This is a genomic window from Pseudomonas sp. 273, from assembly GCF_029201425.1.
Classification (GTDB): domain Bacteria; phylum Pseudomonadota; class Gammaproteobacteria; order Pseudomonadales; family Pseudomonadaceae; genus Pseudomonas; species Pseudomonas delhiensis.
In genome coordinates this window covers 189,405-203,625 of record NZ_CP116775.1, presented here as the reverse complement: position 1 = coordinate 203,625, position 14,221 = coordinate 189,405, and the positions used below count along the sequence as shown (strand labels likewise).

Below are 14,221 nucleotides of genomic sequence, written 5' to 3'. Positions count from 1 at the left end.
ACTTCACCGCCTCATCCGGCACAAATATATTTAAGGCGTCTCTGACCTCTACCTTATACGGACACTTATCTTCTATACCATAATTAGAAAGACTAGACGAGCACCATCCTACTCGGCGAGAAATCCTACGATATTTAATTAGATGCCTTAAACGACTCAAAAAGCCCGAACCAGAAGTTTCATAAAGCAAAGACACGTGTGAAATATTAACCGCATGAGAGGACAAATTCTGAATACAGATATATACACCAAACTGGAAAACGTCATTTTTCGACTCGGTAGCAGTTACCAATCGCACCCGAATCCGCGGCCTAGACTGGATCAAATTCCAAATAAAAACGATGGAAGAAAGAACTGCAGCGTAAAATGCCAAATAATCCGTTAGCTTCAATTTATAAATCCTAGGTCAAATCCATCCAATGGTCCGAACCGTATAGCATCTTGCAGGTGATCAGGCGAGAGGTGTGCGTAGCGCATAGTCATTGCCAGAGTTGAGTGACCTAATATTTTCTGCAGCGTGAGGATGTTGCCGCCATTCATCATGAAGTGACTGGCAAAGGTGTGCCGCAGCGCGTGGCTGGCTTGCCCTTGCGGCAACCGAATCGTGGCTCGCTCCAGGGCGCGGCGGAAAGATGTGATGCAGGACGTGAACGGACCATGCATCCGCCAGTGCGCCCTCACCCGGTCAGCCAGTTCCGTTGGGATTGGTACGTGCCTTACCTTCCCTGACTTGGTTCCGGCGTAGGTCACGACGTTGCCCTGGAGGCGTTGCGCGGGGAGCTTTTCAGCCTCGGACCATCGAGCGCCGGTAGCCAGGCAGAGCAGCGTCACCAGCTCCGTATGTGGGTTGTCGCAACGGTTGCGGATGGAATCGAGAAGCTCGCCGATCTGCTCAGTCGTCAGCCACGACAGTTCCCGTTCTTGCAGCTTGAGCAGCTTCACCCCGGCCAGCGGGTTGTCGTACTCGATCTGCTTCAAGTCTTTAAGCTCGTTGAACACCGCGCGGATGTAGCCCAGCTCGTTGTTCAGGGTCTTCCCCGATATCCCCTCCTCCAGCCGTTTCCGCCGCAAGCTCGCATACGAAGACGCATCCAGGGCCGTCGCCACCGGGTCACCCAATCGAGCAGCCAATTGCAGCAGCTTGGAGAGTCGCCGGGGTGCGTCGCGTAGTGAATGGCCGTGCAGGTCGTACCAGAGTTGCACCAGCTCGGAGAGCCTGCGGCGATCCTTTGGCTTGATGCTCCAAGCGGGGTTCTCACTGCACTTCTGCCGCACCGTGGCTTCGAAGCGCTGAGCTTCACCTTTGGTCTTGAACCGCTTGCGGAAGCGCTTCCCCTTGATGGGTTCGACGTCGACGAACCAGAGGCCGTCCGGGAGCCTGGTGATGCTCATCAGACGGCATAGCCTCGCCTTAGGTAGCGGTCGGAGATCAGGTCCTTGATGTGCTGCTCCAATTCGCGGCGAGTCCAACCCTTGGCCAGATAGTGGTCTTCGATGACGTGCCAGAATTCCAGTCGGTGGGCGGACTCAATGGCTTTTTTTGCGGGGATGCGCTCCCGTGCGATCAGGCTGATGAACTGACCCAGGAACATCTCGCAGTTCTTGCCGGAGAAGCCCATGGCCGTCTTGTGGTAGCGCCGGTATTCGACGCGATCAATCAGCGGATCGCACTCCACCTGCACCTTCACGTCTTGCATGATCAGCGACCAGAACGGGTCGTAGACGGCGTCCCGGGCCAGCAGCTTGAAGGCCTCGCAGGCGTAGCCAAACAGGCCCTGGAGGTGCGGACAGATACCGGCATAGGTCTGGGTGGCGATCACCGCGCCAGAGGGCAGGCAGGTGCCTTGGGCGAACTGTTCGACGATGGAGTGGTGGAAGCGGAACTCGATGCGCCACACCGTTTCCGTCGGGTCGTAGGCGGCTTCACCCGCGCCGAACGGATCGCCATTGAGACCGGACCAGACCGCGTTCCAGTAGTCCAGCTTGTCGCTCGCGCGCGCCTGTAGCGTCTTGTTGTAGATGCACAGCTGGAGGCCGTTGGCCGAGCCGAACGTGAAGGTCTCGCCGCGTCCGTACACCGAGGCGTTGCCGTCGAACTCAATGCGGTCGATGCCGCTGATCTGGCGCACCCGGTTCGACCGGCAGTGCATGCGATCCACGATGTCAGCGGGTGGCGTCCAGCCCTGAACATCCAGGGCGATGTGGACGGCGCACTGGTTGGTTTCGCAGTGGGTCAGCACCGCGGCGGCGAGGTCATCGAGCATCGCTTGCAGGGCCGCGGGATCGGTGCCGTCGATAGCATGCGGCGACACCTCGATCTTCAAGTGCGAGCCGATGGTGTCGAGTTTGATGTTGTGGTTCTTGATCAACAGGATCAGGCCGAGGTCCGCGTTCTGCAGGCGGAACTGGTAGCCGGAGTCGCGGCCGATGCGGCCCTTGGACCACTGATGCCCGGCGAATTCGGCGGTGGGCTCCTTGTCGTCGAACAGCGCCATCACCTCGGGCCGGATCATGCCGTTGTACAGCTGCCGGACGGTGTCGACGCCGCACCGCAGCACCCGCACGCCGGAAAGATCGGTGAAGCTGCCGGGCCGCGCATCGACGAACAGGCGGCCGCGCGGGGAATCAATGATCTGGCCGTCAGGCTGAACGATCAGGCGGTGCTGGTGGGTCACTTTTCTCATGGGGATTCACCTAACAATGTCCAATAACCAACGAATAGGAAATGGGTTGTCCGACGTGTTACAGGGGCGTCGGCCGCGCCCACCGTCGGGGCGCTCGTGCCTTACGCTACCGTCCGGTGGGCGCGGCCAACGACCAGCACGCAAGGCGCTCCGGGTCGATCCAGCAGGTGGGGTATTCGGGACGATGCAGCTCCCACAGACCGAACAGGTATGCGGTGAGCAGCAAGAGGATGGTCTTGAGCAAGAGGCACTCCGACATGGCGCGCTCCAGGGTGTGAGTGGTGGAGTGGCGGCGGAGCGAGGGGATCGCGGCGGGGTGCTGCTGCGGCGGTCGGTGAGGCCCGTGCGCGCCGGGAAGAAGATCAACACAAAGGGCTCCGCCCTTGTCATCCCGCTCTCGCCGCCGAGGGCTCGGGAGCGCGGTGCGGAAGAGCTGCACCACACTCCCAAGCCGAGGCTGTTTCTGGCGGGTGCGCGGTCAAGGGTGCGCTCCGCCCGTGCTTCCGTTCGCCGGAACGGTGGAGCTGTTCCGACGAGCCGGGAGCGCGGCCCCTGACCGGGACGTTGCGGGGTGGGCGATGCGGCCCAGTACGTTGCCGGAGCTTTGCCGGTCGCGGTTTCGCATCACCCGGATCGTGCGAATAGTGTCCCAGAAGGTTTCATTCGCGAATTCGTCGGTCACGCCGACGGGCACTGTCAGGAAGTGCGGCTCGTCGCGCACGCCCTCTGCCGGAAGCACTACGCCGATCACGCGCAGCAGGCGCCACACGGTTTCGGGGTCGTCTTCCCAGCCCAGTTCGACCAGAACGGTCTGACCGAGGTAGCGCAGCGCGCTAATGGCATCCAGGATCACGCGGCGGTTATCCATGGCGGTAGTCCCCCGCGTCGAAGGTGTTCTTGCCCTTGAGGAGGTCGGCGCGGAAGCGCGCGAGATTGACCATGCGGAAGGTACCCATGTCGAGGCTGGGGATGGTGCCGTCTTCCGCCCACTGCTCCGCTTCGGCATACGACACGCCGCACATCTCCGCGAAGGCCGCGACGGTGCAGAGCTCCGGGGCTACTTGGGTTTTGCTCACAGTCGAATCTCCTTATCCATCAGTTGGCTGGTCAGCAGTGCCACGTTGACCATCATGTGTTTGCCGACCTTGTGGGACGGGATGTAGCCATTGCGAATCCAGCCCCACACGATGTCGTGGCTGTCGCTCATGCGTATCCAGTCGGCGAAGTTGCGCCACGGCATCAGCGGCGGCGGGGCAAGCAGGTCTTTCAGAGTGAGGGGTGTTCCTTCCACATCCATGGTCTTTCCTGCACTATGTTGATCAATACTGGTCACAGCTAAAGTCAAATTGACTCTAGCCGATATGAAGCACATTCAGCTTGAGTCAGATTGACTAGAGCTTATTTAGATGAATAAGTAATGATCAAACAGCGCGTCATAACCATTCTGTCGTGGTCGGATATCCGGCTCCCCAAGCTAGAGGAGCTAACCGGTATCAGCCGCTACACGTGGAGCAACCTGAAGAACCCCTCCAAGAGCAGGGAGATCAAGGAAGAGGAAATTCTCGCAATCGCGAAAGTCTTCCCGCAGTTCCGTTGGTGGCTATTGACTGGTGAGGTGATGCCAGAGGTGGGGCAAACAAGCCCTGACTACGAAGACGCGAATCGAAACTTGAGCAATCAAGACGCGGGATAAAACTCACTGCCGAGGTGAGTAAACGCTGGTACACATGGCGCTCCCGCAATGGAGCGGCGGCGGAAGAAGACAGCAGGGCCGACCATCCAACATCCAGCCCTGCTATGGATACACACCCCATCGAGTGATCACGCCCAGGACGTCAGCAGCTCCGCCCGGAGAATCTTCATCGACTCCGGCGCACTAATCGCAATGCTCGCGATCTTGGGCCCGGTACGCGTAACGCATACCGCAATCCCCTGCTCCCTGATTTGCCGAATCAGGTCCTCATCACTCACATCCGGATTCGCAGTCTGCACGATCTGCTCGTTCGCGTGACGCTGAAGTACGAGATAGCTCATGGCGCCGTCCCATGTTGCAGCTATTGGTTGGTGCAACATGGCAGAGCGAAGAGGCGCCACAAGGCTGTAAAGCGCGTTTCAGCCACGTCGTACTTTCAAGATGCCATCATCCTACATGCCGGTTAGAATCGACCCACGTAAACCTTGAGTCCGCCAGCAAGCAAGGACGCAACGTGCATGGAAAAGCGCGAGATTGATGATCAGCTCAAAAGCCTGAGCTTCGACATGGATGAGGAAATCGACGATCGCAACGAACGTCGAGGCCGGAAAGCCGCGCCACCTCGCCACGCCCACACTCCCATGGACCCCAGCCACGCCATCATCCTGGCCGCGATCATCATCGTCGGGGGCCTGTGGGGTGGAAAGCTTCTCTACGACTACATCCAGGAACAGCGCATCAAGGCCGCATTCAACGAAGCTGCCGCCTATATGCAGCAGACGATGCAGCAAGCCGAGCAAGACTCCAGACGCGCGCAGGCAGAGATGCAGCAGCGAGTAGAAGCCGAGGAAGAGGCAAGAGAACAGCGGCGCGCTGAACAGCTTGCTCAATTGAAGGCAGAGCAAGCCCGAGCGGAACAGGAAAAACGATTCAAATCATCCCAATGCCAGTTCTGGTGGCAGCAACATAACCAGAATCCTTCCGAACGAACTGCGAAAAGAAAAGCTCAGGCATGCGGAAATTGATTACTCCGCCCCCATATCTGCGCTAATAGAAGATTGAATTTAGATAATTAGAACAAGGGAATCGGAATGAGTCGTGTACATAGAAGCGTCGTGGCATATGCATTTCTCGCACAGGCGAACAGAAGCGATGGCGATCTGCTTAGCGGTTTAATGCCGATATTCAAGCCTATTGCAAAGCTGCATCAAGGAGAAACATTTAATCCTGCAAAATTCTCTGAATTAGTCGCTGATTTATACGGACTAAATGTTAGCTCCTGGGCGGTTGAAAGCCTGGCGCCAAGGCTGGAAGCCGCTGGAGTCCTTACTCGTATAAAAATCAATGAGTAAGCACATGAATATGTATATTCACAGATCGAAGAAGAATACTCCGAAGTAACTGAAAAAGACGTTCAGCTAGTACTCGACAAATTCGTGGAGTTTGCAAGACCTCTTGTGGAAGGGCACGAAGGTCTTAAATTTGAACCAGAAGTCCTAAAAGAAGCATTTCTTGCACATATAGTGGACCTTGATTTTGTCGGAACAATATTGCGCCCTATCCAGTCGCTCGGCGCCGATGGAAAGCCCAAACTGGGACTACCCAAGAGTGCAGAGCAAACAAAATGGGAACAAGAAAAGATTAATTCCGCAAGAATAGATACACTTTGCGCATCATTCGTTCTTGATCTCCATAACAAAGAGCCCGAACTGTACGCATTAGTTTGCAGAATAACCGCAGGCGCCATGGTCTCAGAAGTTGTCCTCAACTTTCAAAGCCCGGAAACCGGTATATCACTTAGCGGCCTAAGGGTAATATTGGACACTCCGTTCCTCATGGACCTTCTTAACCTCTCAAGTAAAGGCGCTTTTGAGGTTTCGTCGAGCATATGCAAGCAGCTCTTGGAGAAGGGAGCTAGATTGGCAGTCTTCAGACACTCAATTGAAGAAATGACGGATAACCTTGCCGCAGTAATGTCTTCTTTTGACGCGGGTGAAGGATACGGCCCCACTGCGCGAAGGCTACATGAGAGAACATTCAGGACATATGCTGGGTCTATAAAGACGGCGCCCGAAATCAGGTTAAAACAAGAGTCGATAGAGATAATCGAGGCACCTAGCTCGCAACAGGCATACGGTTATTTCACAGATGAAGACGAAAGAAAACTCTTCCAAAGCCTTGGGTTCTTCCAAAACAAGAGGGCGCAAGAAAGAGACGCAGCATCCGTAGCAGGTACTATGCGCTTGCGCAGCGGCACAAAAGCTAGGATGGGTAAATTTCAAGCATGCAAGGTTCTCTTTGTTACCGAAAATCCTTGGGTAGCAAAAAAGAGTCAAGATGCCATGGTTCGATGGGGGATTTATGATGCAGGTGACGTTCCTGCCGCCATCACCGATCGATATTTAGCGGGTCTGCTTTGGGTATTGTACGGCGGAACAGCCAGCAAACTTCCGGTACAGGTACTACTTGCAAATTGCGCAGCAGCAGTGGAGCCCAAAACCGACCTAATCCAGCGAATGCATCAATTTTTAAGCAATGTAGACGAAAAGCAAGCTGATTATTTTAAAGCTCTTATGACTGAGGAGCGCGGTTCTCAGTATCTGTCCAAGCTGTCACTCGGGGACTCAAGCTATATATCCCAAGATAATGCCAGTCTCATCTTAGAGCAAATGAAGAATTCGCTTCTTGAAAAGAGCGAGGCCGAATGGCGGGCCGAGCGGGAAAAGCACGAGGAGCAGATAGAAATTATAAACCAGCAGCACAGTGAAAAAATTGAGGAGCTAAAGGGGCAGATAATTTCTGCGGAGACCGACCTCTTATTAGCCCGAGGGGACGTGAGGACCACTCAAGAAATGGTCGGAGCGCTTACGGAGAGACTAGAGGAACAAGAACGTCAGCGTATTAAAGACGTCGAAAACAGAGAAGAGAAAGATCGAAAGCAAGTGGAGCGCGGAGTGATCGAAGCTGACAAATTCGTGAGGCGGCTCACTTGGGGAATAGCATTTATCGTATGCGCGATCGCAATTATAGGATCATTCATACCTGGAATAAACAGCATCCCATATTCGCAACTTATCAGCATAGTCATAAGTGTAATTGTATTCTTCCTATGCTTCTGGAAACTCCCCGACTACATATTTGGAAGACACATTGAGACCCTTAGAGACGGCAAACTAAGAGCAGAGTTAGAAAGACGCGGAGTAGAACTAGATAAACTTGATGACATGCAAATCGACTGGGACAAAAAAACGGCTTCTAGAGTTAAGGACAAATTGCCGAAATAGAGCAATCGATGTCGAAAATCCGTCGAAATCAATTGCCCCTACTTACTACCAATACCCTAGATGGCCCTCCTAGAGGGCCTGATTTCAGTAGTGTTAGCCAGAAATCACCATTAATGGCCACGCACCAAAACGGGTTCAAATCCCCCGGCCCACCAAACAGACAGATCAGGCACTTGGCGGTTCTCGCAAGTGCCTTTTTTGTGCCTGCGATTTTTGCTCTGGCTGCTCCGTCGACGACATCTCATCCAACAGGACCTTGGCTTTGGCCTCAGCTCGGGCCTGAGCTTGCGGCGACATCTTAGCCTTGAGCTCAGAAAACTTTCTGGACATCAGAACCTCCTTCCAAGCCACTCTCTGGCAGGCGCCGAATAGCGTAGCTCGCTAGTCAACACTCTCGCTTGACTGGCAAACCTTGTCGTTGAAGCGTTTGGCGTTCAGCCGCCTCAAGTCGACCAAGCGAATGCCGGCGATAGTCCGACTCGGCAGCGCGCCAGCCTCGATCCACTCGGCTACCACTCCGATAGGCAAAACGCACATCCGGCCAAAGGCTTCGATAGTGCACAAGTTGAGATGCAGATCTGGTCGGGTCATGACCCCTCCTCAATAGCTTTCACACCCATAACCTTTGCTGCACTATGGCGGCTTATGGACGGCTAACTTCATGAACTATGTTCATGCACATAGTCAAAATACCTTTCAGGTCTATTCCTTGTACATAGTCCAAAACAATCAGTTACCAATTGAATGAGCATCACCGAGAGAGCACTTCGACTGATAAGCCAGAGCAACCTGAGTGAACTGACGCGCGCTGGCGACACGGACTACAACCGCTGGGTCAGCATCAAGCGCGGAAGAGCGCGGGTTGGCGCCGATGAGGTGGAGATCCTCGGCAAGGTCTACCCACACTACCGCTGGTGGTTGAGCACCGGCGAGGTGCTGCCGGAGATCGGGCAGACAAGCCCTGATCACGACCAGGCCAACCCTGCGGGCTAGGGATATCCACAAGGTTCGATCACAGGAAGTGCGGCAAGGAACGCGGCAGGTATGGCAAAGCGTGAAATCGACGAGCAACTGAAAAGCCTCAGCCTCGATATGGACGAGGAAATAGACGATCGCAACGAACGTCTTGGCCGCAGGCTGGCCCCTACCCGCCGCGCCCATCAGTCGATGGACTCCAGCCACGCCATCATCCTGGCCGCCCTCATCATCGTGGGCGGTATCTGGGGCGGAAAGCTGCTTTACGACTACATCCAGGAGCAGCGCATCAAAGCCGCGCTCAATGACGCGGGGCTCTACCTGCAGCAAGCCATGCGCCAGGCCGAACGGGACTCGCAAAGAGCCCAGGCCGAGTTGCGCCAACGGGTCGTGCAGGAAGAAGAAGCGCTGCGACAGCAGAAAGCCGAGCAACTTGCCCAGGCCCAATCGGAACAAGCCAGGGTGGCGCAGGAGAAACGCTTCGCGTCAGCGCAGTGTCAATTCTGGTGGCAGCAGCATGAGCAGCACCCAACCGAGAGAACTGCGCAGAAAAAGGCTGAGGCGTGCACAGGTCGGAATTAAAAGCGGACGTACCCCAACATCGAGTTCGGTCAACATGAATCGGCCGCCCTCATCTTCCGCTTTCTCACTCTTCCCGACCAAAGTATCCGGACCGATACCAAGCCGCTAACAAACCACGCTAAAGGTTTCCCTGCGAAGGCCGCCATGCCGGGTATCCATCACGATCCGGAGCCTTCCGATGTCCAGCATCTCGTCCGTCAGCAACATGAATCTCCGCTTCACCACCTCATCCAGTTCATCCACCGCCACTTCGTCGACGAGTGACGACAGCAGCACTGCTTCTAGTGCAACGAGTTCGTCCCAAACCAGTGCGAGCGGTTCGGCGCAGAGTGCTGGCGGGGCCGGTGGCGCGGGTGGCGCGGGTGGCGCAGGAGGGAGCGGCAGCAGTTCCAGCAGCACTTCCGACAGTACGCTGGAGAAACTCAAGGAGGCTGTGGAGCAGGCGCAGAAGGAATTGCAGGAAGCCGAACAGGAACTTGCCAAGGTCAGCCAGAGCGGCAGCAACCAGACCGATGAGGAAAAACAGGCCCGCCAGACCCAGGAGCAAGCCGCCCGGGCGCGTGTCGCGACGGCCAGCGCAGCGGTGGCAAGCGCCTATGCTGCCTACTCCGAGGCATTGACGGAGTCCGGCAGCAGCACCAGCGGGACCGGGGTGAACACCACAGCTTGAAACGAAAAAGGGGACGGTTCTGAATTACACGCTGTGTTCTATCCCCAGGCAGCGTAAAGCTGCGCTCCGCCACGAGGCAAAGCAATGGAAATGCTCTGCGTCCTCATCCTGCTCTCGACGAGCTACTGGTACTTCCAGACTTCGCCAGCCAACACGCCATTGACCCTGCGGCTGGTCTCGTCCGCCCATGGAGCAAGTGCACTAGTGCTGCTTCTGCTCGCGTTCGCCGTTGGGTTCGGCGGTTGGCATGGTGAGATCGGTGGGCGGCTGTTCGTCTGGCTCCAATTGATTCCCCTGGCCCTGATAGCCTCGTCCTTCTGGCTATTCCGCGGCCCCAGGTCGCTCCATTGGCTGCAGTTGTTCAATATCCCGGCCACCCTGTGGCTAGCCCTGATCGGGAACATGCTGGTCACTGGGAAATGGCTGTAACAGGCCGGAGCTGATGCTCCCGGAGCCCACCCGACCACCGGCCACTCTGCCCCGGAATACAAATCGCTATGATGCGGCTTCCAATCAGCCTCTCGTCCGCCCCCATGACCAACATCGTTTCCTCCCTGCCCGGCCGTATCCGCGTCCGGGACGCCCGGTTGCGCAATGCCGAACGCCTGCGCAGGCTGCGTGACACGCTGGCCGCGCTCGATGGCGTGCTTTCCTGCGAGGCCAATGCGAAGTCGGGTTCGCTGCTTCTGCATTTCACTCCGGCGCAGGTCGAGCTCGCCGCCTTTGAAACTCAGGTCGACGCGCTGGTCGACGCCGAACTGGCCGCCCCGCTGCAGGCCGCCGGCCGGCGGCCGCTGAAGATGCGCGTCAACCGCTATGCCAAGCTGGGGATGATCGCCGGGCTGGGCAGTTCGCTGGCGTTGGTGGGCATGGGTTCCAAGCGCGGGCATGCGGCTTGTGGAGCGGTGTTCGTCGCATGCCTCGGGGTGCACCTGAGCACGCACCGCCGGCATATCCTGCGCTAGGCGTCCTCGAACGCCTGCGCCTGCCGGCTGACCAGGGCGACCAGTTGCCTGGCCAGCCTCACGGCCTCTTCCTGGTCGCCCTCGGGCAGGTAGACCTCCATGCCGAGGTAGAGGAATTTCGGGTTGTCCCAGATGCGCCGGGGGATCACCGTGGCGACCGCCTCGCCCAGCGGCACCACTTCGATGCCCCGGCCGGCCAGCCCTTCCCGGGCCAGGGCCTCTACCAGCACCTGGCAGAAGCGCGGATGGCCGCAGTAGAGGTCCACGCTCGGGCCGTCGCGGTCGTGGCCGCTGTGCAGGTCGATCAGCACCCGGTAGCGGCCGCTCGCCAGCGGCAGCAGTTGCTCGTACAGGGCGGCATGCAGGAGTTCGTGGTGGAAGCGCTGGTCCGCCCGCGGGTGGCGCCCGGACAGGCCGTCGGGTATGCGCTGCACGTCCGCTTGGTCGGGCGCCACGCCTTCGGCGACGCGTTCGCCGAAGGCCAGTTCCTCGCGGTGGATGCCGATGACCAGCAGCGCCGGCGCCCGCTTCATGGCCCCGCGTCCCGCGTCACGACGCATTGCCGGGCGTGGCCGCGACCCATTCGTAGACGACGATGGTGGCCGGGTCGCACTTGCAGCAGGTGCCCCCGCCGCAGGAGGTGCCACTGGGCAGGCGCCGCACGCGGCCTTTGCGTTCGAGCACCGCGAGCATGCCTTCAAGGGCCTCGGGCGTGGTGTCCAGGTGGTGCTGCATGTCGTGCAGGCTGACCCGCCCGTGCAGCTTCAGGTAGTCACTCAGTTGCGACAGGATCATGGCGAGCCCCCTCCGGAGGGCGAGAGCGGCAGGCCAGCCGCCACCCGTGGCGCGCGCTGGCCGGCGATGCGCAGGGAAGCGAAGGCGGCGGCGAAGGCGAGCAGCACGCCGGTGCACCAGGCCAGCGAGCCCAGCGGGTGCGCCGCCCAGTTCGCCAACTGGTAGAACAGCACCGCCACGCCATAGGCCAGGCCGGTGGTCCAGCCCACCACGAAGAGCATCCAGCGGGTACCGGCCTCCTGGTACACGGCGGCCATGGCGGCCGTGCAGGGCGAGTAGAGCAGGACGAACAGCAGATAGGCGAAGGCCGCCGAGGCGCTGGCGAAACGGGTGACCATGGCGCCGAAGATGCTGCTCGACACCTCGTTGGCGGCGGCGACCGCGTCCTGGTCCCCCAGGTCGGCCTCCAGGCCGAGCGGGTCGGTCCAGCGGCCGAAGGCCTCGGCCAGGTTGGCCGGCACGGTGGCGAAGGCGTCGACGATGCCGCCGGCCAGGTCGAAGGGCTTGTCCTCCTCAGCCTCCCCCTGCCCGGCCAGCGCGCCATAGGTGGCGTTGAGTGTGCCCACCACCGCCTCCTTGGCCAGGATGCCGGTGATGATGCCCACCGCCGCCGGCCAGTTCTCCTCGGTCACGCCCATGGGGCTGAAGGCCGGCGCTATGCCGCGGCCCACCTCGGCCAGCACCGAGTGGTCGGGCGGCACGCTGGCGAAGCTGCCGTCGGTGCCGGTGGAGTTCAGCATGTTCAGCACCAGTACGGTGGGCACGATGATGCGCCCGGCCTTGATCACGAAGCCCTTGAGCCGCGACCAGGTGTGCAGCAGCACACCCTTGACCGTGGGGATGTGGTACGGCGGCAGCTCCATGATGAAGGGCGTGGCCTCGCCCTCCAGCAGGCTGTGCTTGAGCAGCAGGCCGGTCAGCACGGCGGCGCCGATGCCGATCAGGTACAGGCCGAACACCACGTTCTGGCCGTGCTCCGGGAAGAACGCCGCGGCGAACAGCACGTACACCGGCAGCCGTGCGCCGCAGGACATGAACGGCGCCATGGCGATGGTCAGCAGGCGGTCGCGGCGGTGCTCCAGGGTGCGCGTGGCCATGACCGCCGGGACGGTGCAGCCGAAGCCGACGATCATCGGCACGAAGGACTTGCCGGGCAGCCCGACCCAGCGCATGAAGCGGTCCATGACGAAGGCCGCGCGCGCCATGTAGCCCGAGTCCTCGAGCACGGAGAGGAACAGGAAGAGGAAACCGATCACCGGGATGAAGGTCGCCACCGTCTGCACGCCGGCGCCGATGCCCTTGGTCAGCAGCGCCACCAGCCAGTCGGGGGTGCCGAAGGCGTCGAGCAGCCGGCCGGGGCCGTCGACGAAGAACAGCGCGCCGAGCTGGTCGAACAGGTCGATGAAGGAGCTGCCGATGTTGATGGTGAACATGAACATCAGGTACATCATCGCGAAGAAGATCGGGATGCCCAGCATGCGGTTGAGCACCACGCGGTCGATGCGGTCGGTCAGGTCGCGGCTGGTGCGGCCGAGGCGTGTCAGGGCCTCGCGGGTGATGGCGTTGGCCAGCCCGTAGCGGGCGTCCGCCACCAGTATGTCGATGTCGTCGCCCAGTTCCTCCGCCAGCCGCGACGCCGCCTCCGCCGCCCGGGGCCCGGCAATGGCGCGGGCCAGGTCGTCGCCCTCCAGCAGGCGCACCGCCAGCCAGCGCGGCGCCATGCCCGTGTCCGCCTCGGCCAGTTCCGGCAGCAGCTTGTCGATGGCCTGCTCCAGGGCGGCGTCGTAGGTCACCGCCACGGCGGGCCGGCGAGCCTGGCGCAGGGCCTCGCGCAGCGCCACCTTCAGTTCGTCGATGCCGGTGCCTTCCGAGGCCACCACGGGCACCACCGGGCAGCCCAGGCGTTCGGCGAGCTTGCCGGCGTCCACCCGCATGGCCTTTTCCTCGGCCACGTCGACCATGTTCAGCACCACCACCAGCGGCACCTGCATCTCGGCCAGCTGCAGCGTCAGGTAGAGGTTGCGCTCGAGGTTGGAGGCATCGACGATGTTGACCACCAGGCCGGCCTCGTTGGCGTGCACGTAGTCGCGGGCGATCTTCTCGTCCAGCGACACTTCCTGGTCGACCACGTCCAGGGAATAGGTGCCGGGCAGGTCGACCACCTCGTAGCGCTCGCCTTCGAAGCGGTACTCGCCAACCTTGCGCTCCACCGTCACCCCCGGCCAGTTGCCGACGCGCTGGCGCGAACCGGTGAGGGCGTTGAACACCGTGGTCTTGCCGCAATTGGGGTTGCCCACCAGGGCGATGACGCGGTGCTCGCTCATGGCAGCCTCTCCACCATCAGCGCATCGGCCTCGGCCTTGCGCAGCGACAGGGAGAAGCCGCGCACGCGGATCTCCACCGGGTCGCCCATCGGCGCCACCCGCGTCACCGACAGCTCGGCGCCAGGGGTCAGCCCCATGGACAGCAGCTTGCGCCGGTAGGCGCTGCCGCCCTGGTTGAAGCCGGTCACCCTGGCCCGGTCACCTACCGCCAGTTCCTTGAGCATTGCCATGGCATGCCTCCCGGTGCGC

22 protein-coding genes are annotated in these 14,221 nt (G+C 59.8%); 9 read left to right on the top strand and 13 right to left on the bottom strand.

The window, feature by feature from the left end; translation table 11 throughout:
• Nucleotides 1-387: 387 nt before the first annotated feature.
• The 6 genes from PKO50_RS01000 to PKO50_RS00975 all read right to left on the bottom strand — a co-directional run bounded on the left by PKO50_RS01000 (nt 388) and on the right by PKO50_RS00975 (nt 3,981).
• Nucleotides 388-1,392 carry a tyrosine-type recombinase/integrase gene (locus PKO50_RS01000; protein ID WP_275628566.1) on the bottom strand — a complete coding sequence of 335 codons (1,005 nt, stop codon included), beginning with the start codon at nt 1,390-1,392 and terminating at the stop codon, nt 388-390.
• The gene (locus PKO50_RS00995; protein ID WP_275628565.1) at nt 1,392-2,684 is read right to left on the bottom strand and encodes a hypothetical protein; all 1,293 of its coding nucleotides are present in this window, start codon (nt 2,682-2,684) and stop codon (nt 1,392-1,394) included. The genes PKO50_RS01000 and PKO50_RS00995 overlap by 1 nt, the downstream gene beginning before the upstream one ends.
• A gap of 106 nt (nt 2,685-2,790) precedes the next feature.
• The gene (locus tag PKO50_RS00990; RefSeq protein WP_275628564.1) at nt 2,791-2,928 is read right to left on the bottom strand and encodes a hypothetical protein; all 138 of its coding nucleotides are present in this window, start codon (nt 2,926-2,928) and stop codon (nt 2,791-2,793) included.
• Between the two features lie 234 nt (nt 2,929-3,162).
• Nucleotides 3,163-3,552 carry a hypothetical protein gene (locus PKO50_RS00985; protein ID WP_054377824.1) on the bottom strand — a complete coding sequence of 130 codons (390 nt, stop codon included), beginning with the start codon at nt 3,550-3,552 and terminating at the stop codon, nt 3,163-3,165.
• Complete coding sequence (locus PKO50_RS00980; RefSeq protein WP_019681378.1) at nt 3,545-3,760, bottom strand: hypothetical protein; 216 nt, start codon at nt 3,758-3,760, stop codon at nt 3,545-3,547. The genes PKO50_RS00985 and PKO50_RS00980 overlap by 8 nt, the downstream gene beginning before the upstream one ends.
• A complete protein-coding gene (locus PKO50_RS00975) occupies nt 3,757-3,981 on the bottom strand; it encodes a DNA-binding protein (RefSeq protein ID WP_178119503.1) in 225 nt (74 codons plus the stop codon). The genes PKO50_RS00980 and PKO50_RS00975 overlap by 4 nt, the downstream gene beginning before the upstream one ends.
• 120 nt (nt 3,982-4,101) lie before the next feature.
• Here PKO50_RS00975 and PKO50_RS00970 point away from each other — a divergent pair, with 120 nt between their 5' ends.
• Nucleotides 4,102-4,377, top strand: coding sequence for a hypothetical protein (locus PKO50_RS00970; RefSeq protein WP_023119085.1), 276 nt, complete (start codon nt 4,102-4,104; stop codon nt 4,375-4,377).
• A gap of 128 nt (nt 4,378-4,505) precedes the next feature.
• Here the strand turns inward: PKO50_RS00970 and PKO50_RS00965 are convergent, their stop codons facing one another.
• Nucleotides 4,506-4,718 carry a carbon storage regulator gene (locus PKO50_RS00965; protein WP_275628563.1) on the bottom strand — a complete coding sequence of 71 codons (213 nt, stop codon included), beginning with the start codon at nt 4,716-4,718 and terminating at the stop codon, nt 4,506-4,508.
• A gap of 177 nt (nt 4,719-4,895) precedes the next feature.
• Here PKO50_RS00965 and PKO50_RS00960 point away from each other — a divergent pair, with 177 nt between their 5' ends.
• The 3 genes from PKO50_RS00960 (at nt 4,896) to PKO50_RS00950 (ending at nt 7,661) form a co-directional block, all read left to right on the top strand.
• Nucleotides 4,896-5,402, top strand: a complete 507-nt coding sequence (locus tag PKO50_RS00960; RefSeq protein WP_275628562.1) for a hypothetical protein — start codon at nt 4,896-4,898, stop codon at nt 5,400-5,402.
• Nucleotides 5,403-5,468: 66 nt separating this feature from the next.
• Nucleotides 5,469-5,729 (top strand): hypothetical protein, encoded by a 261-nt coding sequence (locus tag PKO50_RS00955; protein WP_275628561.1) that lies wholly within the window; start codon nt 5,469-5,471, stop codon nt 5,727-5,729.
• Between the two features lie 84 nt (nt 5,730-5,813).
• Complete coding sequence (locus PKO50_RS00950; protein WP_275628560.1) at nt 5,814-7,661, top strand: hypothetical protein; 1,848 nt, start codon at nt 5,814-5,816, stop codon at nt 7,659-7,661.
• Between the two features lie 165 nt (nt 7,662-7,826).
• Here the strand turns inward: PKO50_RS00950 and PKO50_RS00945 are convergent, their stop codons facing one another.
• Both PKO50_RS00945 and PKO50_RS00940 read right to left on the bottom strand, forming a co-directional pair.
• Entirely contained in the window at nt 7,827-7,991 is a 165-nt protein-coding gene (locus PKO50_RS00945; protein ID WP_158546420.1) for a hypothetical protein, read from the bottom strand.
• Between the two features lie 51 nt (nt 7,992-8,042).
• A complete protein-coding gene (locus PKO50_RS00940; RefSeq protein ID WP_109934542.1) occupies nt 8,043-8,252 on the bottom strand; it encodes a hypothetical protein in 210 nt (69 codons plus the stop codon).
• 153 nt (nt 8,253-8,405) lie between these two features.
• Here PKO50_RS00940 and PKO50_RS00935 point away from each other — a divergent pair, with 153 nt between their 5' ends.
• The 5 genes from PKO50_RS00935 to PKO50_RS00915 all read left to right on the top strand — a co-directional run bounded on the left by PKO50_RS00935 (nt 8,406) and on the right by PKO50_RS00915 (nt 10,853).
• Nucleotides 8,406-8,654 carry a hypothetical protein gene (locus tag PKO50_RS00935; protein ID WP_009613099.1) on the top strand — a complete coding sequence of 83 codons (249 nt, stop codon included), beginning with the start codon at nt 8,406-8,408 and terminating at the stop codon, nt 8,652-8,654.
• Nucleotides 8,655-8,705: 51 nt separating this feature from the next.
• Nucleotides 8,706-9,218 carry a hypothetical protein gene (locus PKO50_RS00930; protein ID WP_275628559.1) on the top strand — a complete coding sequence of 171 codons (513 nt, stop codon included), beginning with the start codon at nt 8,706-8,708 and terminating at the stop codon, nt 9,216-9,218.
• Nucleotides 9,219-9,396: 178 nt separating this feature from the next.
• Entirely contained in the window at nt 9,397-9,888 is a 492-nt protein-coding gene (locus tag PKO50_RS00925; RefSeq protein ID WP_275628558.1) for a hypothetical protein, read from the top strand.
• Between the two features lie 84 nt (nt 9,889-9,972).
• Nucleotides 9,973-10,317 (top strand): hypothetical protein, encoded by a 345-nt coding sequence (locus tag PKO50_RS00920; protein WP_275628557.1) that lies wholly within the window; start codon nt 9,973-9,975, stop codon nt 10,315-10,317.
• 104 nt (nt 10,318-10,421) lie between these two features.
• Entirely contained in the window at nt 10,422-10,853 is a 432-nt protein-coding gene (locus PKO50_RS00915; protein WP_109934538.1) for an HMA2 domain-containing protein, read from the top strand.
• On the opposite strand, the gene PKO50_RS00910 is transcribed toward PKO50_RS00915, so the two are convergent.
• Genes PKO50_RS00910 through PKO50_RS00895 form a run of 4 tightly spaced genes read right to left on the bottom strand, consistent with a single transcriptional unit; the run spans nt 10,850 to nt 14,202 of the window.
• Nucleotides 10,850-11,386, bottom strand: a complete 537-nt coding sequence (locus tag PKO50_RS00910) for a hypothetical protein (RefSeq protein WP_275628556.1) — start codon at nt 11,384-11,386, stop codon at nt 10,850-10,852. The two genes, PKO50_RS00915 and PKO50_RS00910, sit on opposite strands and share 4 nt — an antisense overlap.
• A gap of 16 nt (nt 11,387-11,402) precedes the next feature.
• Nucleotides 11,403-11,648, bottom strand: a complete 246-nt coding sequence (locus tag PKO50_RS00905) for a FeoC-like transcriptional regulator (RefSeq protein ID WP_109934536.1) — start codon at nt 11,646-11,648, stop codon at nt 11,403-11,405.
• Nucleotides 11,645-13,972, bottom strand: coding sequence for a Fe(2+) transporter permease subunit FeoB (gene feoB, locus PKO50_RS00900; RefSeq protein WP_275628555.1), 2,328 nt, complete (start codon nt 13,970-13,972; stop codon nt 11,645-11,647). Before feoB ends, PKO50_RS00905 begins: the two co-directional genes overlap by 4 nt.
• Nucleotides 13,969-14,202, bottom strand: a complete 234-nt coding sequence (locus PKO50_RS00895) for a FeoA family protein (protein ID WP_256595878.1) — start codon at nt 14,200-14,202, stop codon at nt 13,969-13,971. Before PKO50_RS00895 ends, feoB begins: the two co-directional genes overlap by 4 nt.
• Between the last annotated feature and the right edge of the window lie 19 nt (nt 14,203-14,221).